Source organism: Lentzea nigeriaca (assembly GCF_016907955.1).
Taxonomy (GTDB): domain Bacteria; phylum Actinomycetota; class Actinomycetes; order Mycobacteriales; family Pseudonocardiaceae; genus Lentzea; species Lentzea nigeriaca.
Genome location: NZ_JAFBCX010000001.1, coordinates 982240 through 1006290, shown reverse-complemented (window position 1 = coordinate 1006290; position 24051 = coordinate 982240). Strand labels below are relative to the sequence as shown.

General features: G+C 69.6%; 19 protein-coding genes. 8 read left to right on the top strand and 11 right to left on the bottom strand.

The genetic code is table 11. The annotated features are described in order from the left end of the window. Nucleotides 1-52 precede the first annotated feature (52 nt). Genes JOD27_RS03900 through ctaD form a run of 3 tightly spaced genes read left to right on the top strand, consistent with a single transcriptional unit; the run spans nt 53 to nt 7090 of the window. A complete protein-coding gene (locus tag JOD27_RS03900; RefSeq protein WP_204760667.1) occupies nt 53-3964 on the top strand; it encodes an AAA family ATPase in 3912 nt (1303 codons plus the stop codon). After that, nucleotides 3965-5290 carry an esterase/lipase family protein gene (locus JOD27_RS03895; protein WP_204760666.1) on the top strand — a complete coding sequence of 442 codons (1326 nt, stop codon included), beginning with the start codon at nt 3965-3967 and terminating at the stop codon, nt 5288-5290. 36 nt (nt 5291-5326) lie between these two features. Further along, nucleotides 5327-7090 (top strand): aa3-type cytochrome oxidase subunit I, encoded by a 1764-nt coding sequence (gene ctaD, locus JOD27_RS03890; RefSeq protein ID WP_204760665.1) that lies wholly within the window; start codon nt 5327-5329, stop codon nt 7088-7090. Here ctaD and JOD27_RS03885 read toward each other — a convergent pair. Continuing rightward, nucleotides 7061-7663 carry a TetR/AcrR family transcriptional regulator gene (locus JOD27_RS03885; RefSeq protein ID WP_204760664.1) on the bottom strand — a complete coding sequence of 201 codons (603 nt, stop codon included), beginning with the start codon at nt 7661-7663 and terminating at the stop codon, nt 7061-7063. The two genes, ctaD and JOD27_RS03885, sit on opposite strands and share 30 nt — an antisense overlap. A 51-nt stretch (nt 7664-7714) precedes the next feature. Here JOD27_RS03885 and JOD27_RS03880 point away from each other — a divergent pair, with 51 nt between their 5' ends. Then, nucleotides 7715-9133 carry a flavin-containing monooxygenase gene (locus JOD27_RS03880; protein ID WP_307829869.1) on the top strand — a complete coding sequence of 473 codons (1419 nt, stop codon included), beginning with the start codon at nt 7715-7717 and terminating at the stop codon, nt 9131-9133. Here the strand turns inward: JOD27_RS03880 and JOD27_RS03875 are convergent. Beyond that, entirely contained in the window at nt 9064-9876 is an 813-nt protein-coding gene (locus tag JOD27_RS03875) for an SCO6745 family protein (RefSeq protein ID WP_204760663.1), read from the bottom strand. The two genes, JOD27_RS03880 and JOD27_RS03875, sit on opposite strands and share 70 nt — an antisense overlap. Nucleotides 9877-9951: 75 nt before the next feature. On the opposite strand from JOD27_RS03875, the gene JOD27_RS03870 reads away from it, so the two are divergent. Beyond that, nucleotides 9952-10488: a DUF4240 domain-containing protein gene (locus JOD27_RS03870; RefSeq protein WP_204760662.1), complete on the top strand. Its 537-nt coding sequence runs from the start codon at nt 9952-9954 to the stop codon at nt 10486-10488. 114 nt (nt 10489-10602) lie between these two features. On the opposite strand, the gene JOD27_RS03865 is transcribed toward JOD27_RS03870, so the two are convergent. The 3 genes from JOD27_RS03865 to JOD27_RS03855 form a co-directional block, all read right to left on the bottom strand. After that, nucleotides 10603-10968 (bottom strand): hypothetical protein, encoded by a 366-nt coding sequence (locus JOD27_RS03865; protein WP_307829868.1) that lies wholly within the window; start codon nt 10966-10968, stop codon nt 10603-10605. Between the two features lie 129 nt (nt 10969-11097). Then, nucleotides 11098-13026 (bottom strand): vWA domain-containing protein, encoded by a 1929-nt coding sequence (locus tag JOD27_RS03860; protein WP_204760661.1) that lies wholly within the window; start codon nt 13024-13026, stop codon nt 11098-11100. After that, complete coding sequence (locus JOD27_RS03855; protein ID WP_204760660.1) at nt 13023-14414, bottom strand: sigma 54-interacting transcriptional regulator; 1392 nt, start codon at nt 14412-14414, stop codon at nt 13023-13025. Before JOD27_RS03855 ends, JOD27_RS03860 begins: the two co-directional genes overlap by 4 nt. Before the next feature lie 89 nt (nt 14415-14503). On the opposite strand from JOD27_RS03855, the gene JOD27_RS03850 reads away from it, so the two are divergent. Further along, complete coding sequence (locus tag JOD27_RS03850) at nt 14504-14998, top strand: YcxB family protein (RefSeq protein ID WP_204760659.1); 495 nt, start codon at nt 14504-14506, stop codon at nt 14996-14998. A 60-nt stretch (nt 14999-15058) separates the two neighbouring features. Then, entirely contained in the window at nt 15059-15856 is a 798-nt protein-coding gene (locus JOD27_RS03845) for an Rv1486c family protein (protein ID WP_204760658.1), read from the top strand. A 3-nt stretch (nt 15857-15859) separates the two neighbouring features. On the opposite strand, the gene JOD27_RS03840 is transcribed toward JOD27_RS03845, so the two are convergent. Genes JOD27_RS03840 through fabG form a run of 5 tightly spaced genes read right to left on the bottom strand, consistent with a single transcriptional unit; the run spans nt 15860 to nt 19897 of the window. Continuing rightward, complete coding sequence (locus JOD27_RS03840) at nt 15860-16594, bottom strand: ABC transporter permease (protein WP_204760657.1); 735 nt, start codon at nt 16592-16594, stop codon at nt 15860-15862. Further along, on the bottom strand, nt 16591-17313 hold the full coding sequence (locus JOD27_RS03835) for an ABC transporter ATP-binding protein (RefSeq protein ID WP_204760656.1): 723 nt from the start codon (nt 17311-17313) through the stop codon (nt 16591-16593). The genes JOD27_RS03840 and JOD27_RS03835 overlap by 4 nt, the downstream gene beginning before the upstream one ends. A gap of 32 nt (nt 17314-17345) precedes the next feature. Beyond that, entirely contained in the window at nt 17346-18371 is a 1026-nt protein-coding gene (locus JOD27_RS03830) for a ferrochelatase (protein WP_204760655.1), read from the bottom strand. Nucleotides 18372-18390: 19 nt separating this feature from the next. Further along, nucleotides 18391-19158, bottom strand: coding sequence for an enoyl-ACP reductase FabI (gene fabI, locus JOD27_RS03825; protein WP_204760654.1), 768 nt, complete (start codon nt 19156-19158; stop codon nt 18391-18393). A gap of 34 nt (nt 19159-19192) precedes the next feature. Beyond that, entirely contained in the window at nt 19193-19897 is a 705-nt protein-coding gene (fabG, locus tag JOD27_RS03820) for a beta-ketoacyl-ACP reductase (RefSeq protein WP_204760653.1), read from the bottom strand. Nucleotides 19898-20005: 108 nt separating this feature from the next. Between fabG and JOD27_RS03815 the strand changes: the two genes are divergently transcribed. Beyond that, the gene (locus JOD27_RS03815; RefSeq protein ID WP_204760652.1) at nt 20006-22588 is read left to right on the top strand and encodes an FAD-binding and (Fe-S)-binding domain-containing protein; all 2583 of its coding nucleotides are present in this window, start codon (nt 20006-20008) and stop codon (nt 22586-22588) included. A 109-nt stretch (nt 22589-22697) separates the two neighbouring features. Here JOD27_RS03815 and JOD27_RS03810 read toward each other — a convergent pair whose 3' ends face one another. After that, nucleotides 22698-23987: an MFS transporter gene (locus JOD27_RS03810; RefSeq protein WP_204760651.1), complete on the bottom strand. Its 1290-nt coding sequence runs from the start codon at nt 23985-23987 to the stop codon at nt 22698-22700. Nucleotides 23988-24051 lie beyond the last annotated feature (64 nt).

The following is a 24051-nucleotide window of genomic DNA, read 5'->3' as shown; positions in this document are numbered from 1 at the left end:
TCGAGTAACGCCTTCCGCCCGCCGGCGACCTCCGGGCAGGGGGTTGTGACGCATGCGGGAAAGGGTCAGAGGCAGGTTCGTCGGCATCGGCGTCGGCTCCTACGAGCTGGTGCAGCCGCTGCAGCACGCCGTGAGCGACGTGCGGGAGCTGCGCGCGCTGCTCAAGGGGTACGAGGGCGAACCGCTGGCCGACCCGACCGAGGCCGAGGTCCGCGAGCACATGAAGGGGCTGCGCAAGCAGCCGCAGGACGGTGGCGCGCTGGTGGCGTTGTGGAGCGGGCACGCCATCCCCGTCGCGAACAACCTCAGGCTCCTGGCCAGGGACAACGACGGCGTCGTCGACGGCATCATGCTGCACGAGTTCGCGCTGTGGTGTGCCGCGTCCGGCGCGCATCAGGTGCTCATCATCGTCGACGCCTGCTATTCGGGCGCCCAGCTCGACGAGGCCGTCCGCACGGTCGCCGCCGTCCAGGACGAGCTGCTCGCGGGCCAGGTGCACTGGGCCGGTGTGCTGGTGTCGTGTTCGAGCGTCGAAACAGCCCGTGACGGCTTGTTCGGCGGGAAACTGCGCAAGCTGCTGCGTGCCGGTCCTACGGCCGATGAGGACGCACGGCGCTGGAGCGATCGCATCGCGTTGGTGGACGGTGGCGCGGTGGGCATGGCATTGCTGAACGCGTGGGACAGCGACGTCCAACGGCCGCGCTTCATGCAGTACGGGTCCGCGCAGCCGATGCTGCCGAACCCTCTCTACGCCGCCGACACGGTCGTGAAGCATCTGCTGCTGGCCGCGCGTGGTGGTGACTCGGCGGACAACCGGTCGTGGTTCGCCGGACGCACCGCCCAGGTCGACAAGGTCGTCGGCTGGGTGAAGTCCGGTGCCGCCGGTCTGCGGGTGGTCACCGGGTCGCCGGGCACCGGCAAGTCCGCCGTCGTCGGCAGGGTCGTCAGCCTGTCCAACTCGGCCGAGCGCGACCTGCTGCTGACCGCGGGACCGCCGTTCCGGCACGCCGACCCCGGCCCGGACTCGGTGGACGCGGCCGTGCACGCCCGCGCGATGGACGCCGACCGCGTAGCCGACCTGCTGAGCCGCCAGCTCGTGGGCGCGGGCCTGATCCCGGAGCCCGAGGGTCCGCGGCGGGGCGCCGCTGAACTCGTCGGTGTGGTCGGCACGCTCACCACGCCACCGGTGCTGGTGATCGACGGCCTCGACGAGGCGCGTGGTGAGTCGTTCTCGATCGCGACCTCGTTGCTGACCAAGCTCGCGAACCACGCCGTCGTGATCGTCTCGACCCGCCAGGCACACCGCGTCGCCGGTGGCGCCCCGCTGCTGACCGAGCTGGCGCCGGTCGAGACGCTGGACCTCGACAAGGCCGACAACGAGACCGACGTCCGCGAGTACGTGCTCGCCCGGCTCGGCCCGGACGCACCGCAGTCCACTGTGGACGAGCTGGCGAAGCTGCCGTTCCTGACCGCGTGGATGATCACCGACCAGGTGCTCGCCGACGCCGGAAGTGATTTCAGCGCGGATCTGAAGCTCTCGCTGGACGCGGCGTTCGACCGCGAGCTCGCGAAGGTACCGTCCGCACGTGCGTTGCTGACGGCGCTGACGTGGAGCTACGGCGCGGGTTTCCCCGAAGCCGAGTGGATCGCGGTCGCGGAGGCGCTGTCCGGCACGAAGTTCACCCGCGACCACATCACCGCCGTCCTCACCGAGCTGGGCCGCCACATCGTGCAGGACGGCGAGGAGGGCACGGCCGTCTTCAAGCTGACACACCAGACGTTCGCCGACCACCTGCGGCCGCCGTTCGCGCCGAGCAGGGACGCGGTGTTCGCGCCGGACGCGGAGAAGGTGGCGTGCGCGCTGATCGGGCTGTACCGGCAGCGGATGGAGGCCGGTGTGCCGCCGGACGTGCCGGGCTACCTGTGGAAGTACGCGTGGCGGCACTGCGGGCACGCGGGCACCGAGGCGTTGGACGGCCTGCGCGAGCTCGCGGTGCTGAACCAGATGCTGTTGCCGGACATCGCTCTCGCGGCGACGACGGCGGCCGGCGAGCTCACGCACTGGGGCCGTGGCGACGAGGCCATCCCGCCGCTGGAGGAGGCAGCCGAGCACTTCCGCACGCTCGTGCCGACCACCCGGATGTACCTGGCGGACCTGGCGTTCGTGCTCAACCGGCTCGGCCAGCGGTTCCGCGAGGCAGGACGGCTGCAGCAGGCCGTCGCTCCCGCGGAGGAAGCCGTGGTGCGGTACCGCGAACTGGTCGCGTCGACGCCGACGACAGCGGAAACCCTGACGCACAAACGACTCGCGCAACGCATCGCGAAGTCGACGACGCACGGTGGCGACAACCCGACGTACGCGGCGCACCTGAGTGGCGCGTTGGTCGACCTGAGCGATGTCTACGCGATGCTGGGACGTAGGCACGAGGCGTTGTCGACGGCGAGAGAGGCCGTGGCCGCCGTCGACACCGATGCTCCGCTCGCGCGCGCCATGACGTGCCTCGCGGCGCGATGCAGCGAAACCGGCCGTCGCTACGAGGCGATGCAACGCTCCAGGCAAGCCGTCGAGCTGTACTACGCCCTCGCGCAGACGAACCCCGTGTTCCTCGCACACCTGGTCAGCGCGCTGGTCGAGCTGAGCCGCGACCACCTGACGCTGGGCAGGCTCGCCGAGGCCGGGCGCACCACGCAGCAGGCCGCGGAGATCAGCGGCACGCTTGGCCGGCACGCCGCGTTCCGCCCGCAGCTCGCCGACGCGGCGCTGAGCCTGAGCGTCGCCTACAGCATGGTCAACAGCAGGGAGCAGGCGCTCGAGACCGCACGACAGGCCGCGGACCTCGCCGACGGCCTGCGCATACACGGCCAGGCGCTGCACAACCTGATGCGGCGGCAACGGGACGCGGGCAAGCCCGAGGAAGCGCTCGTGACCGGGCTGCGGGCGGTCGAGGTGTGCCTGCTGCCCGAGCACCAGCACCGGTTGTCGACGCTCGCGGCCGCGCTGTTCACGCTCGACACGATCTGCGCGGGCCTGCGCCAGCCGGAGATGGTCGACGAGGCCTGGAACCGGGTGACCAAGCACTTCACCGGCCCCCACCTCGCGACCCTGCTGATGCTGCGCGCGGCCGCGACGTCGGCGGGGGACCCGGCGGCGGCGAAGTGGCTCTGCCAGGCGCTCACGCACGTCGGGCAGTCCCGGCAGGCGATCCACGACGTGCACGACATCGCCCGCCGCCACTACGCCTCCGGCCGTCCCTGGCCCTGGGACACCACGCCGGACTGGCTCACGGTGGACCGGACGTTGCTGCAGACCGCGCGGAAGTGGGTGTTCGCCCGCTCGTACGCCGAGGAGCGCGCGGTCCTGCTCGACCACCCCGAGCTGCTGTCGACCGACGCCGACGTGGCGATCACCGAGGCGTTGTACGGGACGAGCCTGATCGAGGCCCAGACGATCCAGTCGCGGCGCACGGCCGCGCAGCAGCAGGGCGTGCCGCTCGCCTACCGGCCGTGGCTGCTGGCGAGCCTCGCGGACGAGTTCGTCGACGCCACGCCCGCCCGCCGTCGCGAGCTGCTCGCCACGCGACGGGACGAGCTGCTGGACAAGGAAGTGCTGAAGAACGTCCGCGACAACCGGCCGGCGCACGCGTTGCTGCTGCTGGCCGACGACGACTCGGACGTGCTCGAACTCGTGCTGGACGCGCTGGAGAGCCCGGAGCGCGCCACGGACGTCCTGCGCGGCCTGGCGGCGAGCGCGTCCCCGCAGGCGCTGTCCCAGGCCGTGGCGGCGCTGGAGCCGCATCCGCTCGCCGGGCTGTACCGGGTGGTCGCGCGGGCCAGAGCCGGTGACGCGCGGATCGCGTTGCCCGCCGCCGGCCGGCGCCTGGCGTGGATCCACGAGCTGACCTACCTGGTGCCCGCGAACCTCACGTTGCTCACCCTCATCCGCAAGCTTGCCGAGGAGTCGTAGATGAGCGATCTGGTCGTCGTCCTGCCCGGCATTCTCGGCAGCACGTTGCGCGACGGAGACGGCATGGTCTGGGAGGTGTCCGGCAAGGCCGCCCTTCGGGCTGTGTTCACCCTCGGCCGCAGCCTGCAGCGGCTGAAGCTCCCGCCGGGGATCGGCGACGAGCACCCCGGCGACGGCATCGAGCCCGTGGCGTTGATGGCGGACCTGCACGTCATCCCCGGCATCTGGACGCCGTTGAAGGGCTACGACCGGGTGACCCGCCGGGTGAACTCGCTCGGCTACACCGTCGAGAAGGGCAACCTGCTGCTCTTCGCCTACGACTGGCGGCTGTCGAACCGCTACAACGGCGCGTTGCTGGCTCGGCGCGTCGACGAGGCGTTGGACAAGCTCGGGGCGAACGCCAAGGTCAGCTTCGTGTGCCACTCGATGGGCGGCCTCGTCGCGCGGTGGTGCATCGAGCAGTGCGGGATGGCGGAGCGCACCGACAAGCTGATCACGATGGGCACGCCGTTCCGCGGTGCGGCGGCGGCGCTGGACCAGCTGGTCAACGGCGTCCGCAAGGGGCTCGGACCGCTCGCGATCGACCTGACCGAGTTCGCGAGGTCGATGCCGTCGCTGCACCAGCTGCTGCCCGAGTACGCGTGCATCGAGTCGCCGAACGGCCTGGTCAAGACGACCGAGACGACGTTGCCCGAGCTGGACACGAAGATGGTCGAGGACGCGATGGCATTCCACGGCGCGTTGACCGACTCGTTCGCCGACCAGACCTACGCCATTCTCGGCGGCAAACAGCCGACGGCCACGACCGCACGCGTCGCCGACGGCAAGGTGACCTGCTACCGCACGTACGAGGGCGACGACCTGTACGGCGACGCCACGGTGCCGATGGTCGGGGCCGCGCGCAGAGGTCTGCAGCTGTCCTCGAACACGCTGCACCGGGTGGTCGAGCAGCACACGTCGTTGCAGGACAACTCGACCGTGCTGGACATGGTGGAGGCGTTCCTGACCTCGACCACGATCGTCCCGCGCAACGTGACGGCGACGGAACCGCAGGTCAGCGTGCCCGACCTGGTTCTGGCCGGTGAGGACCTGGAGGTCACCGTCGAGCTGAAGGACACCACGCCGCGCGCGCTCAAGGTGGCGGTGGTCAGCGAGAACGGCAAACAGGTCGAATCGCGCAGCCCGGCGATCTCCGAGACCATGACGATCAAATTCGACGGATTGCCCCCTGGCGCCTACTACGTGCAGGTCAGCGGCATCTCACCGGGTGCTCCGGTGGTGCCGGTGACGTCGGCGGCGCTCGTCATGGATTGCCCCGACGTCTGACCGGGAGGACGATGTTCCGGTCACGGAGGAGGCGCGATGACGACTATCAAGCCAACACCCGTAGTACCCCATCCCGGGGCCGCTCGCGTGCGCCCGAAGGGCTCGTACTTCCTCTCGCTGTTCAAGACCACAGATCCCAAGCAGATCGGGATCATGTACCTGACCACGTCGTTCGCGTTCTTCATGATCGGCGGCGTGATGGCGCTGCTGATGCGCGGCGAGCTGGCGCGGCCGGGCCTGCAGTACCTGTCGAACGAGCAGTTCAACCAGCTGTTCACCATGCACGGCACCGTGATGCTGCTGCTCTACGCGACGCCGATTCTGTTCGGGTTCGCGAACTTCATCCTCCCGCTGCAGATCGGCTCGCCGGACGTCGCGTTCCCGCGCCTGAACGCCTTCTCGTACTGGCTGTACCTGTTCGGCGGCATCATCGTGGTCCTCGGCTTCGTGACGCCGGGCGGTGCCGCGGACTTCGGCTGGTTCGCCTACACACCGCTGTCCTCCGCCGTGCACGCGCCGGGCGTCGGCGCGGACATGTGGATCATGGGTCTGGCCGTGTCCGGCCTCGGCACGATCCTCGGCGCGGTCAACATGACCACGACCGTGATCACGTTGCGGGCGCCCGGCATGACGATGTTCCGGATGCCGGTCTTCACCTGGAACATCCTGGTGACGTCCATCCTGATCCTGCTGGCGTTCCCGATCCTGACCGCCGCGCTGATGGGGCTCGCCGCGGACCGGCACCTCGGGGCGCACGTGTTCGACCCGGCCAACGGTGGCGTGATCCTCTGGCAGCACCTGTTCTGGTTCTTCGGCCACCCCGAGGTCTACATCGTCGCGTTGCCGTTCTTCGGGATTGTGACCGAGATCTTCCCGGTGTTCAGCCGGAAACCGCTGTTCGGCTACAAGGGCCTGGTGTTCGCGACACTGGCGATCGCGATGCTGTCCGTGGCCGTGTGGGCGCACCACATGTACGCCACCGGTGCCGTGCTGCTGCCGTTCTTCTCGCTGATGACGTTCCTCATCGCGGTGCCGACCGGCATCAAGTTCTTCAACTGGATCGGCACGATGTGGAAGGGACAGCTGTCGTTCGAGACGCCGATGCTGTTCAGCGTCGGGTTCCTCGTGACGTTCCTCTTCGGTGGCCTGACGGGCATCCTGCTGGCCGCGCCCGCCGTCGACTTCCACGTGTCCGACACGTACTTCGTGGTGGCGCACTTCCACTACGTGCTGTTCGGCACGATCGTGTTCGCCACCTACGCGGGCATCTACTTCTGGTTCCCGAAGATGACCGGGCGGATGCTCAACGAGCCGCTGGGCAAGCTGCACTTCTGGACGACGTTCCTCGGCTTCCACGGCACGTTCCTCGTCCAGCACTGGCTGGGCAACGAGGGCATGCCGCGCCGGTACGCCGACTACCTCGCCTCCGACGGCTTCACGACGCTGAACATGATCTCCACGATCAGCTCGTTCCTGCTCGGCGCCTCCGTGCTTCCGTTCGTGTTCAACGTCTTCCGCTCCTACCGGTATGGCGACCCGGCCCCGCAGGACGACCCGTGGGGCTACGGCAACTCGCTGGAGTGGGCCACGACCTCTCCCCCGCCGCGGCACAACTTCAAGGAACTGCCGCGGATCCGGTCCGAGCGCCCGGCGTTCGAGCTGCACTACCCGCACATGGTCGAGCGGATGCGCGAGGAGGCGCACTTCTCGTTGCTGCATCCGGGAAGGCACCGGGTCGGCAAGGACGAGGCGACGGAGAAGGCGCTGGCCTCAACGGAGCGGGAGACCGACACCGAGTAGCACCCGCATGGTGTCGGTGAGGACGCGGATCGGCGGCGCGCCCTCGACGAACCGCTGCACGCCGAGGCCGATGCCGAGGCTCAGCAGCGCTCTGGCGACGTCCTCGGTGGGCAGCACGGGCGTCAGGCCGAGCTCCTCGGTCTGCTGGTCGATGAGCCCCTTGAGCGCTCCGGCGACCGCCGCGTCCCTGCGGGCGAGCTCCGCGCGCAGGTTCGGGTCCTTGCGCGCCCGCAGGGCGAACTCGACCTCGAACTGGGTGCGCGGCGCGTCGCCGATCATCGTCTCGGCGTAGACCTCGAAGGCCTGGAGCCGTTCGTCGATGGTGGTGCCGCTGGTGAAGACCTCCACGATCTTCGTGATGCGCTCGGCGTACAGGGCGTCGAGGACCACCAGGCAGAGCTCGTCCTTGCTGCCGAAGTTCGAGTAGACCGCGCCCTTGGAGAAGCCGGCCGCGTCGGCGACCTTCTCGAGCGACGTGGCGTGGTAGCCGTCGCGCAGGAACAGCTTCTGCGCGGTCTCGGTCAGCAGTGTCCTCGTGCGCGCCTGGCTTTCGGCGCGCGTCAACCTGGCCATGGGATGAGCATACGTTGACATGCTCATGGTATCGAAATACCGTCGGTATCTGTGGACGTACTCGTCATCGGAGCGGGACCAGCGGGCATCGGTGCGGCCATCAGGCTGCGCGAACTCGGATTCGACGCGCACGTGATCGAGAAGGCGCCGGCTCTGGGCGGGACGTGGCGGGACAACGTCTATCCGGGCTGTGCGTGCGACATCCCGTCGGCGCTGTACTCGTACTCGTTCGCGCCGCGGCGGTGGAGCGCGGCGTTCTCGGGTCAGCGGGAGATCCTGGAGTACCTGCGGGAGACGGCGGCTTCGCACGGCGTCGTGCCGCAGTGCGACACCGAGATGCTGGACGCGGCCTGGGACGGGTCGCGGTGGCGGGTCACGACGACCTCAGGGGTGATCTCCGCACGGGCCCTGGTGTCGGCGACCGGTCCGTGGCACGAACCGAAGATCCCCCTGGACGCGTCGGTGTTCCAGGGCGAGGTGTTCCACTCCGCGCGGTGGCGGGACTTCTCGGGACGGCGCGTGGCCGTGGTCGGCACGGGTGCGTCCGCCGTACAGTTCGTGCCGGAGATCCAGCCGTCGGTCGATCAGCTGTACCTGTTCCAGCGCACGGCTCCCTGGGTGCTGCCGAAGCCGTCGGTGAAGCTGCCGCGCTCGGTGGTGTTCGGGTTCCTGGAGCTGTTCAGCTTCGGGTTCCGGCATCCCGCGGTGATGAAGGTCGTGCAGCGGCTCGGGTTGTTGCATCTGCGGCGGGCGGTGCGGGATCCCGCGCTGCGTGCGGCGCTGACACCCGACTTCGTGCTGGGGTGCAAGCGGCTGCTGATGTCGAACACCTACTACCCCGCGCTGGCGCAGCCGAACGTGTCCGTTGTGCCGCACGCGGTTCAGGGCTTCACGGCGGACGGGATCATCGGCGCCGACGGGGTGGAGCGCAAGGTCGACACGATCATCTTCGGGACCGGTTTCCACTTCAGCGATCCACCTATCGCGTCTCGTGTGCGCGTCGACGGGGTCTCGCTGGCGTCGGCGTGGCGCGGGAGCCCGCAGGCGTACCTGGGGACGTCCGTGCACGGGTTCCCGAACCTGTTCCTGCTGCTGGGCCCCAATCTCGGCACCGGGCACTCGTCGGCGTTCACGATCATCGAGACCCAGCTGCGCTACATCGCCTCGGCGCTGACCACGTTGCGTTCGCGGGACTGGCCCGTCGCGGACGTGCGGCCCTCGGTGCAGGCGGAGTTCAACTCGTCGGTGCAGAAGGCGTTGCAGCACACCGTCTACAACGCCGGCGGCTGCACCTCGTACTACCTCGACGCGAACGGCCGCAACTCGACGATGTGGCCGTGGTCGACGGTCCGGATGATGCGCCGCATCCGCACCTTCGACCCGGCCGACTACGACATCGCTCAGCGCCGGAAGGGCACCAGCCCGGACTCGACGACGGCCTTGCTCAACGGCAGGGCCAGCTCGACGTAACGCTGCTTCTCCTGCTCCGACAACACGTCGTAGGCGGGCGCGTTCATGCGGTCGGTCTCGTCCTCGATGCCCTGCCGCAGCTCGCGCCCTGCCTCCGTCAGGAGGTGCTCGTCGTTGACGAGGCCGCGGCGCTGCAGGTCCTCGACCGTCTCGGCCCACTCCTCCTCGGACCACCCGCGCGTCTTGCGCAACGTCTCCGCCGGGTACTCGCCCTCCGCCACGTGCAACACGAGCGCCTCGATGCCGGTGATGTTGTGCCGCAGCAACGCCGCCAGGTGCCCGTCACCCCGGAACTCACGCAACAACGTCTGCGCGTGCCACAACTGCAGACGCGTCTCGTCGGGCCACTCGAGGCTCGCGTGCGCGGCGAACAACGTCCGCCCGTGCAGCATCTCCGTCGCCCGCTCTGCGGCCTTCCTGGCGAGCTCGGTGATCTCCTTGAGGTCGTCCGGCAGCACCTTCTTCAGTGCCTCGTCCGCCGCCTCGCGCCGCAGCCGCAGCATCTGCTCCGGCGTGACCTTCTCCCACACGGCCGGAATCCGCGACCTGACCAGCGCGGGGTTGAAGTTGTAGAACGTCGAGACCACGATCTCGGCACTGGCGTGCCCGAGCGCGGCCGAACGCGAGGCGAAGTACCCGCCTGGCCGGTCCAGCCCGGCCGCGGTGTACCGGCTCTGCGCCTCGGGGGCGAAGTAGATCATCCCGTGCACGGCTTCGAGCGAACGCCACAAAGTCCTGATCATGTTTCCAACCTAGATCGTGCCGACGCTGTTCGTCAGGCCCGGAAATTGTCAGACCCCTCTGCCAAACTGCCGGACGTGGACTCGAACACCTTCTGGACCCTGATCGCCGACGCCAGAGCCGGCGTGCCCGACCCCGCGGACTGCTGCGCCGTGGTGGAGCGGGCCACCACCCTGCTGGCGGCCTTGCCACCCGCCTCGATCGTCGCCGCCCAGCAGGTGTTGTGGGATCTGATGGCCGACTCGTACCGCCACCCGCTGTGGGCCGCCGCCTACGTGATGAACGGTGGCTGCTCGGACGACGGCTTCGACTACTTCCGCGGCTGGCTGCTGACCCAGGGAGCCGAGGTCTACCAGGCCGCTGTGGCCGACCCCGATTCGTTGGCGTCGCTGGAGGTCGTCCAGGCCGCGGCGGAGTCCGGGGTGGAGTTCGAGTGCGAGGCCGCGCTTTCCGTTGCCTGGGACGCTCATCTCTTGGCCACCGGCATGAAGCTGCCGGAGGACGCGTTCACCATCCGGTATCCCGAGTTGGACCCGGACTGGGACTTCGACTTCGACGACGGGGAGGAGCTGGCCGCCCGGCTGCCGCGACTGGCCGCGCTCTACGAGGTGTGACCGCCCTGAGCCACACGACCGTCGGCGGCGCCCAGACCAACGCCCGGCCAGACCACGGCCCGGCCAGACCAAGGCCCGGCCAGAACGAGATCCGGCCAGAACGAGGCCGCCCACTCACCTCCGCCCGCGACCGGCCACGAGCATCCCGAACGCCACGTGGTCGAGCCACTGCGGCACCCTCGGCAGCGCCCGGATCTGCTCGTTCCGCCGCCCGATCACCTCAAGGTCGAGCGCCGCGATCAGCAATCCCGCCACCGCCCCAGCGACCACACCCCGCACCCGGAGCCGCCGCAGCACGAACATCCACCACGCCGACACCGCGAGATGCACCACCACACCCGCGCCGGCCCCGCCGCCCACCAGCGAGCCGGCGGCCCTGGTGGCGCGCACCGGGTCGTCACCGGTCACCAGGGCGTGCACGGTCGACGGCACGCCGCTCAGCGCCGCGGCGAGCACGAACCGTCGGACGGACACCTTCACGTTCCGCTCCCCGCCCCCGCGTTCCGCCTTTCTGCGGGAGAAAGATGACCATGAATTCGTGACATCTATCAGACGGCGCCAGGCGTAGATCAGGACAAGTTTCACCCGTCCGAGTGAGCGCGGGCGAGCTCACCTGCGGCGGCGCCGCGACCTCAGGTAGTCGCTGACCACGGCCGCACCGAGGCCGTCCTCGTCCGGCGACACCACGCGTCCGCCGCCCCGCCGCGCCACGATGTCGACGAACGCGGCCAGCCGGGGGTCGTCGCCCAGTTTGAACACCGAGATCGTCGCCCCGAGCCGAGCCAGCGAGTCGACTTCGTTCAGCGTCTTGGTCAAAGTCCGGGGCAGCGGCGGGTAGTTGAACTCCGCGTCGCCGTCGGGCTCCAGGTGAGCGGTGGGTTCGCCGTCGGTCACGACCAGCACCACCGGCTGGGCGTCGGGGTGGCGGCGAACGTGGCGGCCGGCCAGCAGCAACGCGTGGTGCAGGTTCGTGCCCTGCTCCCACACGCCTTCCAGGGCCGTCAGCTGGCCGATGTCCACGGACTCCGCGTAGCGGCCGAAGGTCACGAGTTGGAGGGCGTCGGTGCGGAAACGGGTGCGCACGAGGTGATGCAGGGCCAGGGCCGTGCGTTTCATGGGCACCCATCGGCCGTCCTGCACCATCGACCAGGAGGTGTCCACGCACAGAGCGACGGCCGCGCGCGTGCGGTGTTCGGTTTCCGAGACCTCCAAGTCCACGACGTCCAGGGACATGGAGCCGGAGCGCAGCACCGCGTTGCGCAGGGTTCGTGGCACGTCCCACGGTTCGGTGTCGCCGAACTGCCACGGGCGGGTCGAGCCCATCAGCTCACCCGCGGCGCCCGCGGAGACCGTCTCGCGGGAGCCCTGTGAGGAGCGCAGCTGGTCCACCACGCCGCGCAGGGCCGTTTCGCCCAGGCGTCGCAACGCTTTCGGGGTCAGCCGCAGGGAACCGTCCGGCGCGCGCTCCAGGATGTTCTGCTGGCGGAGAGCTTTCTCCAGCTCGGCCAGGCGGCGGGCGTCGACCGAGGCGGACGCGCCCAGCTGGCGTTCGAGCGCCTCCAGGTCGATGTCCTCCAGGCGGGCGCCCGGATACGACTGCGAGAGCTGTTCGGCCAACGCGTCCAGCTCGGCCAGGTCCGCCATCGCCTGCGCGCCTTCGCCGAGGCCCAGCGGATCCTGGCCGCGGAAGCGGGCGGACGAGGTCCAGTCCTCGCCGGGGCGCAGCCGCTGCAGCAGTGAGTCCAAAGTGGACAGCTGAGCGCCGATGCCACCGAAGGCCTGCTGGGACAACGCCGCCAGCTCAGCCCGCTGGGCGTCGGTCATCGAGTTCATCATGCGTTGTGCGGCCGCGGAACGGGCGGCCAGCGCGTCGATGAGCTCGTCGACGTTGTGGGGCTTCTCCGGGAAGAACTCGCCGTGCTTGCGCATGAACTCGTCGAACAGGCGCGGCGTGTCCGGCGAACCGGAAGCATGCGCCTCCAGCAACGAGTTCAGGTCGCGCAACATCCGCTGGATCCGGCGAACGTCCTCGGAGTCCACATTGGACAAAGCTTCCTTCATGCCCTGGAAGCGCTGGTCCAGCAGTTCACGGCCGAGCAGGTCGCGGATCTGCTCGAACGCCGCACGCGCATCGGCGGAACGCCAGTCGTAGGACGAGAGTTCCTGCACGGCCGCGGCGGTGCCGGGAGGCAGAGCGTCCAGCTGGGCCTCGCGGAAACGCGCGTCGTCGGACGGGTCCGGGAACAACGCGCGGCGCTCCGCCTCCAGCGCCTCGTCCAGCAGCCGGCGCACCTCGGACAGCGTGCCGTCCAACCGGTGCCGGCGCTGGATGGACGCACGGCGCTGCCACAGCCGCGACGTCAGGTCGTCCAGGCCGCGCGTTCCGTCGACACCACGCCGCAGCAGCTCACGCAGAGCCGACGAGGGCGACGCGCCCTCCATGATCTCCCGGCCGAGCTCGTCCACGGCCGCGCGCAGGTCCACGGGCGGCGCCAGCGGGTCGGCGCCGCCGCTCCAGCGTCCGTAGCGATATTTCATCCGTACACCGATCGGTCTTCGTCGGAGGAGGTGTCCTTCGCCAGGTGGCGGGTCAGGTACAGCGACTCCAGGGCCAGTTCCACGGCCGAGGCGATGCGGCCCACCGGGTCCTTCGGGCCGGCGCCCAGGCGGGCGGCCACCTCGTGCAGGATCGGGAGTTCCGGCAGCGCGGCCAGGATGTCGCCGGCGTGCACGCGGTCGCCCGTCGCCACCGGGTGGCCGTCGGAGACGACCTCGGCCAGCGCCCTCAGGTTGAGCCCTGCCAGCCGGGCGCGGGCCGTGTCGGCGATCGAGCGGCGCAGCAGGTGGACCAGGACCTCGTCCTCGCGGCCCTCCTCCCCCGCCTCGAACTCGAGCTTGCCGCGCAGCACGTCCGGCACCGACTCGAGGTCGATCGGGCGGGCGATCGCGGGCGTCTCACCGATCAGCGCGGACCGGCGAAGTGCCGACGCCGCAACGGTTTCCGCCGCCGCGACGGCGAACCGCGCGGACACGCCGGAGCGCTGGTCGATCGACGACGACTCGCGCAGGTGGCGCACGAACCGGGCGATGATCTCCAGCAGGTGGTCGCCCACCTCGGCGACGAGGTCGGCTTCCTGGCGGACCAGGTCGACCTCGGCGTCGATGTCCAACGGGTAGTGCGTGCGCACCTCGGCGCCGAAGCGGTCCTTCAGCGGCGTGATGATGCGGCCGCGGTTCGTGTAGTCCTCGGGGTTCGCGGTGGCGACGAGCAGCACGTCCAGCGGCAGGCGCAGCGTGTAGCCGCGGACCTGGATGTCGCGCTCCTCCATCACGTTCAGCAGCGCCACCTGGATGCGTTCGGCCAGGTCGGGAAGCTCGTTGATGGCGATGATGCCGCGGTGGGCGCGCGGGAGCAGGCCGTAGTGGATCGTCTCCGGGTCGCCCAAGCTGCGCCCCTCGGCCACCTTCACCGGGTCGACGTCGCCGACGAGGTCACCGACGGACGTGTCGGGCGTCGCGAGCTTCTCTGCATAGCGTTCGTCGCGGTGCCGCCACACCACGGGCAGGTCGTCGCCGAGCTCGGCGGCACGGCGCCGCGACTCGGGCGTGATCGGCTCGAGCGGGTGTTCGCCCAGCTCGGAGCCTTCGATGACAGGGGTCCACTCGTCGAGCAGGGACACCAGCGTGCGCAGCAGCCGGGTCTTGCCCTGACCGCGTTCGCCGAGCAGGACGACGTCGTGGCCTGCCAGCAGCGCGCGTTCCAGCTGCGGGAGCACCGTGCGGTCGAAGCCGACGATGCCGGGCCACGGGTTGCGTCCCTCGCGCAGCGCCGCGAGGAGGTTCTCCCTGATCTCGGTCTTGACGCCGCGCGGCAGGTGCCCGGCGGCGCGCAGTTCGCCCGCCGTGCGGGCCAGGTTCTGGGTCACGCAGACGACGCTACGCACCGAACCAGGCCCCGTCGATGTGGAGCAACTCCAGGCGAGGCCGCTTCTCGTACAGCAGAATGCAGGGCGATATGAGCAACAGTGTGGATTTCAAGTGGGCTCCGTCGCCGGCGGACTGGCGGGCCAGCCTGCGCGCGATGGTGCCGATGTTCAAGTGGGCGCCCTGGTTCGCGGTGGTGCTGGGCGGCTTCTCCGTGGTGCTGCTGATCGGCTTCAGCGACGACCTGTTCCCCGTGGCCGTGTTCGGCCTGGTGTGCGCGCTGGTCATCGGGTTCATGGAGCCGGTCGCGGTGTGGTGGCGCTTCTCGTCCGACGAGATGATCAGCCGGACCGTGGTGGGCAGCGCGGACGACCAGTCGTTCCGGATGGCCGTGGGCACCGCGGTGCGTGAGGAGATCGTCTGGGAGGAGCTGCCCGGCTGGACCGAGACGCGGCAGGGCTTCGTGCTGGAGACGCTCGACGGGGGCGCGGCGTCGCTGTCCGTGCCGCACCGGGCTTTCGCGTCCGATGAGGACCTGACCTCGTTCCGGACGCTGCTGGAAGAGCACATCGGTCCCGCGAAGTAGGTGTCTCGGATCGGGCACACCGGGTGGGGCAGCCGGATAGTGGCCACGTAATCTCGTCGCGTGTCCTGTGCGAGTGCCACGCTGGTCGTGTGGACGTCGGGATGGCTGCACGGCCTGGCCGCCGCCGACGACGTCCTCGACGCCCTGCACACGTGGGCCGAGCAGCACGAGGTGGTGGCCGACGACGACGGCACCGCCACGGCGCTCGACCTGCCCGGTCCCGACGAGGCCCCCGTGGGCCCCGCCCTGCTGCTGGCCGCCCTGCGGCGCGCGGGTGCGACTTCGGCGCGGCTCGTGCTGCCGGTGCCGGGTGATGTGCGCGGCCTCGGCGGCAGGGGACCGCTCGCGACCTGTGCGCTGCGGTCCGGCGAGGCGCTCGTGATCCCGTCCGTGCACGTCGGGCTGGTGCCGAAGATCGTGGCCGACGGCGTGATGCGGTGGACGGTGTTCGACCTGCCGTCGTCGAACGGCCTGGAGCACATCCCGATCAGCGAGGCCGAGCACGGCCTGGGCGCGGCCCTGCGCGAGGCGACGGCCGCGATGGCGTCCCTCGACGTGGCCAGGCACCGCCCGAACGTGCGCAAGGAGATCGCCGAGCTGGCCGCCGCGAACTCCTCGCTGCCGTGGCCGGACGCGATGCCGCCGCGCGCGCTGCGCGTGCTGCAGCGGGCCGCCGAGGTCGACGCGATCCTGTCCGTCGCCAAGTCCGACTCGCCCGGTGGCGCGGTGTCGGCGTCGGCGATGTCGGCACGGACCGATGCGCTGCGTCCGGTGTCGGAGGCCGTGCGCCGCGCACGGTGCGCGGCGGTCGACGAGGCCGTGCGCGTGCTGGCGGACACGAGCGCCGGGACGCACTGACCGTCAGGGCGTGCGCCTCCTCAACGTCACGGCGCCCAGCACCAGTGCGAGGAGCCCGCACGCCGCCACGATCGCGAGGTCCTGCACGAGTTCGCCCGTGATGTCCGACGACGTCGTCACCGCGGTCAGCGCGTCGACGGCGTACGACAGCGGCATGACGTTGGACAGCCACTCCAGCACGGGCGTCATCTGCGTGCGCGGCGAGAACAGCCCGCACAGCAGCACCTGCGGCATCACGAACAGCGGCATGAACTGCACGGCCTGGAACTCGGTGCGCGCGAAGGCACTCGCGAAGAGGCCGAGCGCCGTGCCCAGCAGCGCGTCCAGCCCGGCGATGATCACGAGCAGCCACACCGAGCCGCCGATCGACAGGCCGAGCCAGGTGAGCGAGATCCCGACCGCCACCAGCACCTGCACGACGGCCACCAAGCCGAACGCCAGCGCGTAGCCGAAGAGCAGGTCCAGCTTGGCGATCGGCATCGTCATCAGCCGTTCGAGCGTCGCCGTGGTGCGTTCGCGCAGCGTGGTGATCGACGTGACGATGAACATGATCGCGAACGGGAAGACCGCGAGCAGCGCGGGCGCGGCGCGGCTGAAGGCCTGCTCGGAGTTGAAGACGAACCGCAGCAGGATCAGCAGCAACGACGGCATGAGGATCATCAGCGCGACGGTGCGGCGGTCGTGGCGGAACTGGTTGAGGATCCGCGCCGTCGTGGCGAGCAGGATCGAGGTGTTCACGCCGCCTCCTTAGCCCTGACCAGGTGCAGGAAGGCCTGCTCCAGGTCGTCGGTGCCGGTCTCGGACAGCAGCGAGCCCGGCGTGTCGTCGGCGAGCAGCGCGCCGTCGCGCATCAGCAGCAGCCGCTCGCAGCGGGCGGCCTCGTCCATCACGTGGCTGGACACCACCAACGTGACGCCACGCGCTGCCAACGTGCGGAACAACGTCCAGAGCTCGTCACGCAGCAACGGGTCGAGGCCGACGGTCGGTTCGTCGAGCACCAACAGTTCAGGTGTGCCGAGCAACGCGACCGCGAGGCTCGTCCGCGACAGCTCACCGCCGGACAGCGACGACACGAGCTGCGACGCGTTCGTGCCCAGCCCGACCTCGTCGATCACCCGCGAGACGTCGGAACGGGGCGCGCGCAGCACCGAGCAGAAGTAGCGGAGGTTCTCCTCGACGGTGAGATCGGCGTAGACGGCGGGGTTCTGCGTCGCGTAGCCGATCCGCCGCCGCAGCCCGGCACTGCCGGCGGGCGAGCCGAGTACCGACACCGAGCCCGACTCGACGATCTGCACGCCCACGATCGAGCGCATCAGGGTCGTCTTGCCGCAGCCGGACGGGCCGAGCAGCCCGGTGACACTGCCCTGCGGGATCGTGCAGCTCACGTCCCGCAGGACCAGACGCTTGCCCCGGCGGACCCGGAGCCCGGTGACCTCAACGGCCGCGGAACTGGTCATCGACCAATTCTTCGCCCGTTGAAAAATGAAGTCTAGCCGCGGACCGGCCTCTTGACCGGTTCGCAACACAACGGCGCACACAGCGCGCCGTTGACCGTGCAGCCCGCCGCCACGAACGACGACAGCTTGCGCACGGGCGCCCCGGACGTGTGCTCGGCGACCAGTTCCTCGACGAGCTCGGCGAAGCGCGGGTCGCCGTTCGGCGTCGCGGCGCGGGCGAACTCCATGCCGAGCTCGGCGGCCCGGTCACGGGCCTCGGTGTCGAGGTCCCACACGACCTCGAGGTGGTCGGACACGAACCCGATCGGGCACACCACGACACCCGTGACGCCCTTGGCGTGCAACGCGTCGATGTGGTCGACGATGTCGGGCTCGAGCCACGGGATCTGCGGCGGCCCCGACCGCGACTGCCACACCACGTCGTACTCGGTGACACCCAGCTCGGCCGCCACCAGGCGGGACGCCTCGACGACCTGGCGCGAGTAGCGGTAGCCGCCCTCGGACGGCGGGCCGGCGGCCTTGTCGGCGGACACCGGCACCGAGTGCGCCGTGAAGACGAGGCGGTACTGCCCCGACAGGGTCTTCGCGGCCTCGCGAACGCCGTCGGCGAAGGCCGAGATGAACAGCGGGTGGTCGAAGAACTGGCGCAGCTTCACCAGTTCGGGGCCGTCCAGGACGGCCTGCAGCGCCCGCACGATGTCCTCGTCGTACTGCCGGCACGCGGAGTAGCCGCCGTAGGCACTCGTCGGGAACACCAGCGCGCGCCGAACACCGTCCGCCTTCATCTGGGCGACGGTGTCCTCGACCATCGGGTGCCAGTTGCGGTTGCCGAAGTAGATCGGCAACTCGAAACCGCGGGCCTTGACGGCCTCGATGGCCTCGAGGTTCAGGCGGTTGATCGGCGACACGCCGCCGAAGTGCTGGTAATGGGCCTCGACCTCGTCCAGCCGCTCCGGCGGCACGCCACGTCCGCGAACCACGTTCTCCAGGAAGGGGCGGACGTCCTCAGGACCCTCTGGGCCGCCGAACGACAACCAGAGCAGCGCATCGAAACTCACCGCCCCATCCAATCACGGACTACAGACCGAGGAAGTGCACGCCTCCGTCGACGAACACCATCGAGCCCGTGGTAGCGGGGAACCAGTCGGACAAAAGACCACAGACCGACTTCGCGACCGGCGTCGGGTCGTCGACGTCCCACGACAGCGGGGCCTTCTCGCCCCACATCTTCTCGAGCTCCGAGAAGCCCGGGATCGACTTCGCGGCCATGGTGCGCACCGGGCCCGCCGAGATCAGGTTCACGCGGATGCCGTCCGGGCCGAGGTCGCGCGCCATGTAGCGGTTGATCGACTCGAACGCCGCCTTCGCCGCGCCCATCCAGTTGTAGGCGGGCCAGGCCTGGCGGGCGTCGAAGTCGAGGCCCACGACCGAGGACCCGTACGACAGCAACGGACGCACAGCCTGCACGAGAGCCTTGTACGAGTACGCCGACACGTGCATCGCGACCGAGACGTCCTCCCACGGCGCGTCCATGAACGGCGCGCCGAGGCAGCTCTGCGGGGCGAAGCCGATGGCGTGCACGACACCGTCGAGGCCGTCGACGTGCTCACGGACGCGGTCGGCCAGCGTGTCGAGGTGCTCCTGGTTCTGCACGTCGAGCTCGACCACGGGCGCGGGCTTGGGCAGGCGCTGGGCGATGCGCTGCACGAGGCTCATCCGGCCGAACCCGGTCAGCACGACCTCGGCACCCTGTTCCTGAGCGACGCGTGCGACGTGGAAGGCGATCGACGCGTCGGTGATCACACCCGTGATCAGCAGTCGCTTGCCTTCGAGCAGTCCGGTCACTTGACTTAACCCTTTCGCAGAAAGAACAGGAAACTCAGTGGCCCATGCCGAGGCCGCCGTCGACCGGCAGCACGGCACCGTTGATGTAGCCCGCCTCGTCGGCCGCGAGGAACGTGACGGCGCGCGCGATCTCCTCGGCTGCACCGTAACGACCGGCCGGGATCTGCTTGAGCGCGGCCTCGCGGACGGCCTCCGGCAGCTCTGCCGTCATGTCCGTGGTGATGAAGCCGGGCGCGACGACGTTCGCGGTGATGTTGCGCGAGCCGAGCTCCAGCGCGATCGAGCGCGCCATGCCGACCATGCCCGCCTTGGACGCGGCGTAGTTGACCTGGCCCGGGCCACCGGTGAGACCCACGACGGACGAGATGAAGATGATGCGGCCGAACTTCTTGCGCAGCATGCCGCGCGAGGCGCGCTGGGCGAACCGGAACGCGCCGGTGAGGTTCGCGTCGACGACCTGGGTGAACTGCTCCTCGCTCATGCGCAGCAGCAACGTGTCCTGGGTGATGCCCGCGTTGCAGACCAGCACCTCGACGGGCCCGTGCGCGGCCTCGACCTCCGCGAACGCCGCGTCGATCTCCTCCGAGTTCGTCACGTCGCATTTCACGCCGAGCAGGCCTTCGGGAGCGCCGGACCCGCGGTGCGTCACCGCGACCTTGTCGCCCTGCGCGGCGAAGGCCTGCGCGATGGCGAGGCCGATACCGCGGTTGCCTCCGGTGACCAGAACGGACCGACTCACTAGCTCTCCCTGCGATCGCTGCTGGTTGACCGGGTGAGGCTATCGGCTACCGGCAGGTAGTCCGGCATCGGCAGAGCCATGTCACACCCAGACGTGCATGATCGGGTGATGCGGGCTTTTCTCGATCAACTACGGCGGCACGTGGACGGCGACGTCCTCGACGACCCGGCGAGCCGGGCCCTGTACTCGGCGGACGCGTCGAACTACCGGCACGTCCCGCGTGTGATCATCCGCCCTCGGACCACCGACGCGGTAGTGGCCGCTGTGGCGCTGGCCGCGGAACACGGCGTGCCGATCACCAGCCGCGGCGCGGGAACGTCCATCGCGGGCAACGCGTGCGGCACCGGTCTGGTGATCGATTTCAGCCGGTACCTGGACGCGATCGAGGTCGACGGCGACACGGCCCGCGTCCAGCCCGGCGCGGTGCTCGACCGGGTGAACTCCTTGACGGGCGAGTATTTGTTCGGCCCGGATCCGTCCACGCACTCGCGCTGCACGATCGGCGGGATGATCGGCAACAACGCGTGCGGCGCCCATTCGGTGAAGTGGGGCAAGACCAGCGAGAACGTCACGAACCTGCACGTGCTCACGGTCGACGGCCGCACGTTCGACACCACCGCTCCCCCACCGCTGACGTTGCCGTCGTTCGATCCGGCCTGGTTTCCCCGGCTGGGCCGCCGGGTCAGCGGGTACGCCCTGGACGCCCCGACGCTCACCCAGCAGCTCGTCGGTACCGAGGGCACGTGCGTCGTGCTGCTGGGCGCGGACCTGAAGCTGGTGCGCCGCCCGGAGCGCCGCATCCTGGTCGTGCTCGGCTTCGCGGACACCTATGACGCCGCAGACCAGGTCACCCAGATCGAGGACGCGCTGGCGGTCGAGGGCATCGACGAAGCGCTGGTCCGCGGTGTGCGCACCCGCCCCGACCTGCCGGAGGGCCGCAGCTGGCTGTTCGTGGAGGTCGAGGACGACCCCGAGCGTGTCGCCAAGATCACCAAGAACTCGATGATCATCCACGACCCCGCGCACCAGCGGGCGCTGTGGCGGATCCGTGAGGACGGCGCGGGGCTCGCGACGCGGATGCCCGACGGCGGCGAGGCCTGGTCGGGCTGGGAGGACGCGGCCGTCCCGCCGGAAAATCTCGGCACCTACCTGCGCGAGTTCGACCAACTCCTGGCGAGGCACGGTCGGCGCGGCATCACCTACGGCCACTACGGCGAGGGCTGCCTGCACGTCCGCATCGACTTCGACCTGGCGAAGGGCTACCGGGAGTTCCTGGAGGACGCCGCCGACCTCGTGGTGAGCCACGGCGGCAGCCTCTCCGGCGAGCACGGCGACGGCCAGGCGCGGTCCGAGCTGCTCAGCCGCATGTACCCGCCGGAGGCGATCAGGGCGTTCGAGGAGTTCAAGCACGCGTTCGACCCCGGCAACCTGCTCAACCCCGGCCGGATCGTGCAACCGCGGAAGCTCGACGACGACCTGCGGATTCTCGTTGCGCCACCGAGGATTCCGACGCGTGCGGAGTTCGCGGGCGACACACGCCGGTGCGTCGGCGTCGGCAAGTGCCTGAACACCAAGGGCGGCGTGATGTGCCCGAGCTACCGGGTGACGAAGGAGGAGAAGCACTCCACTCGCGGCCGGGCGCACCTGCTGTTCGAGATGCTCGCCGGTGACGTGATCAAGGACGGCTGGCGGTCTCCCGAGGTCGCCGAGGCGCTCGACCTCTGCCTGGGCTGCAAGGGCTGCAAGCGCGACTGCCCGGTCGACGTCGACATGGCGAGCTACAAGGCCGAGTTCCTGCACGAGCACTACAAGGGACGCGTGCGGCCGCGTTCGCACTACGCGATGGGCTGGCTGCCGACGTGGCTTAAGTACGGGCTGGTCAACAGGTTCACCGCGAAGTTCGGCCGGTTCGCGGGCATCACACCGGAGCGCTCGTTGCCCACTCCGACCACCCCCCTGGTCCGTCAGCTGCACCCGCTCGGCGAGGGCGACGAGGTGCTGCTGTTCCCGGACACGTTCACGAACTTCTTCGAGCCGGGCATCGGCATCGACGCCGCGAACGTCCTGGCGCACCTGGGAAACCGCGTCGAGCTCCCGTCCGCGAACGTCTGTTGTGGACTGACGTGGCACTCGACCGGTCAGCTCGCCAAGGCCCGCCGTGTCGTCGAACGGACCGCGCGGGCTCTGCTGCCGTGGACGAGCCGGGGCATTCCGGTGATCGGGCTGGAACCGAGCTGCACGGCGTTCCTGAAGACAGAGGCCCCGAAACTCTCGAACGACCGTGCCGTGCACGCGCTCGCCGACGCCACCCGCACGTTCGCCGAGCACGTCGCACCGAAGCTGCCCGCCGTGGAAGGCGCACGAGAGGCCGTTGTGCAGACCCATTGCCACCAGTACGCGGAGCTCGGTTTCGACCCGGACCGCGAGGCGATGACCAAGGCCGGGATCGCACCGAAGATCGTCGAGGGATGTTGCGGCCTGGCGGGCAACTTCGGGTTCGAGCAGGGCCACTACGACGTGTCGATCGCGTGCGCCGAGCAGGACCTGTTGCCCGCCATCAGAAGTAACGACGACGCGTTGGTGATCGCGGACGGTTTCAGCTGCCGCACCCAGATCCGCCACACCACCGACCGCGAACCGGTGCACCTGGCCACGGTGCTCGCGACCCGCCTCAACGTGGTCAATCGCTGACCATCCGTGATCTCGCTGTCCCGCTCCTGCAGCAGTGTGACCGAGCAGCGGTGCTGAGGTGAGGAAGCGGAGGGCGGTCGCCGCATGACCGCCCTCCGCGTGGTCGTTTTCAGTCCTTGTCCAGGACCGAGTCCTTCGACGTCTCGCGCATGAACCCGTAGACCAGCAACGAGATCAGCACACATCCGGCGACGTAGTAGAAGAACACCGACTCCAGGCCGGCCTGCTTGAACCACAGCGCCACGTACTCGGCCGTGCCACCGAAGATCGCCACGGTCAGCGCGTACGGCAGGCCCACGCCCAGCGCGCGGATGTTCGTCGGGAACAGCTCGGCCTTCACGATCGCGTTGATCGACGTGTAGCCGGTGACGATCACCAGGCCGCCCAGCATCAGCAGGAACGCGGGGAACGCCTCGGACGTCTTCGCGAGCGCCGACAGCAGCGGCACCGTGACCAGCGTGCCCAGCACGCCGAACCCGAGCAGCAGCGGACGGCGGCCGACCCGGTCGGACAACGCGCCCGCGATCGGCTGCAGCACCACGAACACCAGCAGCGCGGCGAAGTTGATCCAGCTGACCATCGCGGCGTCGATCTTGCTGGTGTTCACCATGAACTTCTGCAGGTAGGTCGTGTACGTGTAGAACGCGACGGTGCCGCCCAGCGTCAGCCCCACGACGAGCAGGCACTCCTTGGGGTGCTTGAGCAGCGCCCGCAGCGAGCCTTTCTGGGTGTTGCCCTTCTGCTTCTCGAAGTTCTCCGACTCGTCCATGCCGCGCCGCAGCCACATCACGATGATCGCGCCGGTCGCACCGATCACGAACGCGATCCGCCAGCCCCACTGGGTCATCTCGGGCTTGGTCAGGAACTGCTGCAGCACGATCTGCACGCCCAGCGCCACCAGCTGCCCCGCCGTCAGCGTCACGTACTGGAAGCTGGAGTAGAACCCGCGTTTCCTCGGTGAGGCCACTTCGGACAGATAGGTCGCGGAGGTCGAGTACTCACCGCCGACCGAAAGGCCCTGCAGCAACCGGGCGAGCACCAGCAGAATCGGCGCGGCCACACCGATCGTGGCGTACGACGGCGTCAACGCGATGATCAGCGAGCCCAGCGCCATCAACGTGACGGACAACGTCAGCGCCGCGCGGCGGCCGTGGCGGTCGGCGTAACGGCCGAGCAGCCAGCCACCCAGCGGGCGCATCAGGAAGCCGACGGCGAACACCGCGGCGGTGTTGAGCAGCTGCGCGGTCTGGTCGCCCTTGGGGAAGAACGCCGCCGCGAAGTAGATGCTGAACGCGGTGTACGCGTACCAGTCGTACCACTCGATCAAGTTCCCGACTGATCCGCGCAGCACGTTCGCCACGACTCGGCGCTCTGCGCGTTTCTCCGCAACGACTGTCATGCCGGACACCATCTCGGCGCCACCGCGCCCGTCACAACCTGGGCTGTAGGTTCTTTACAGTCAC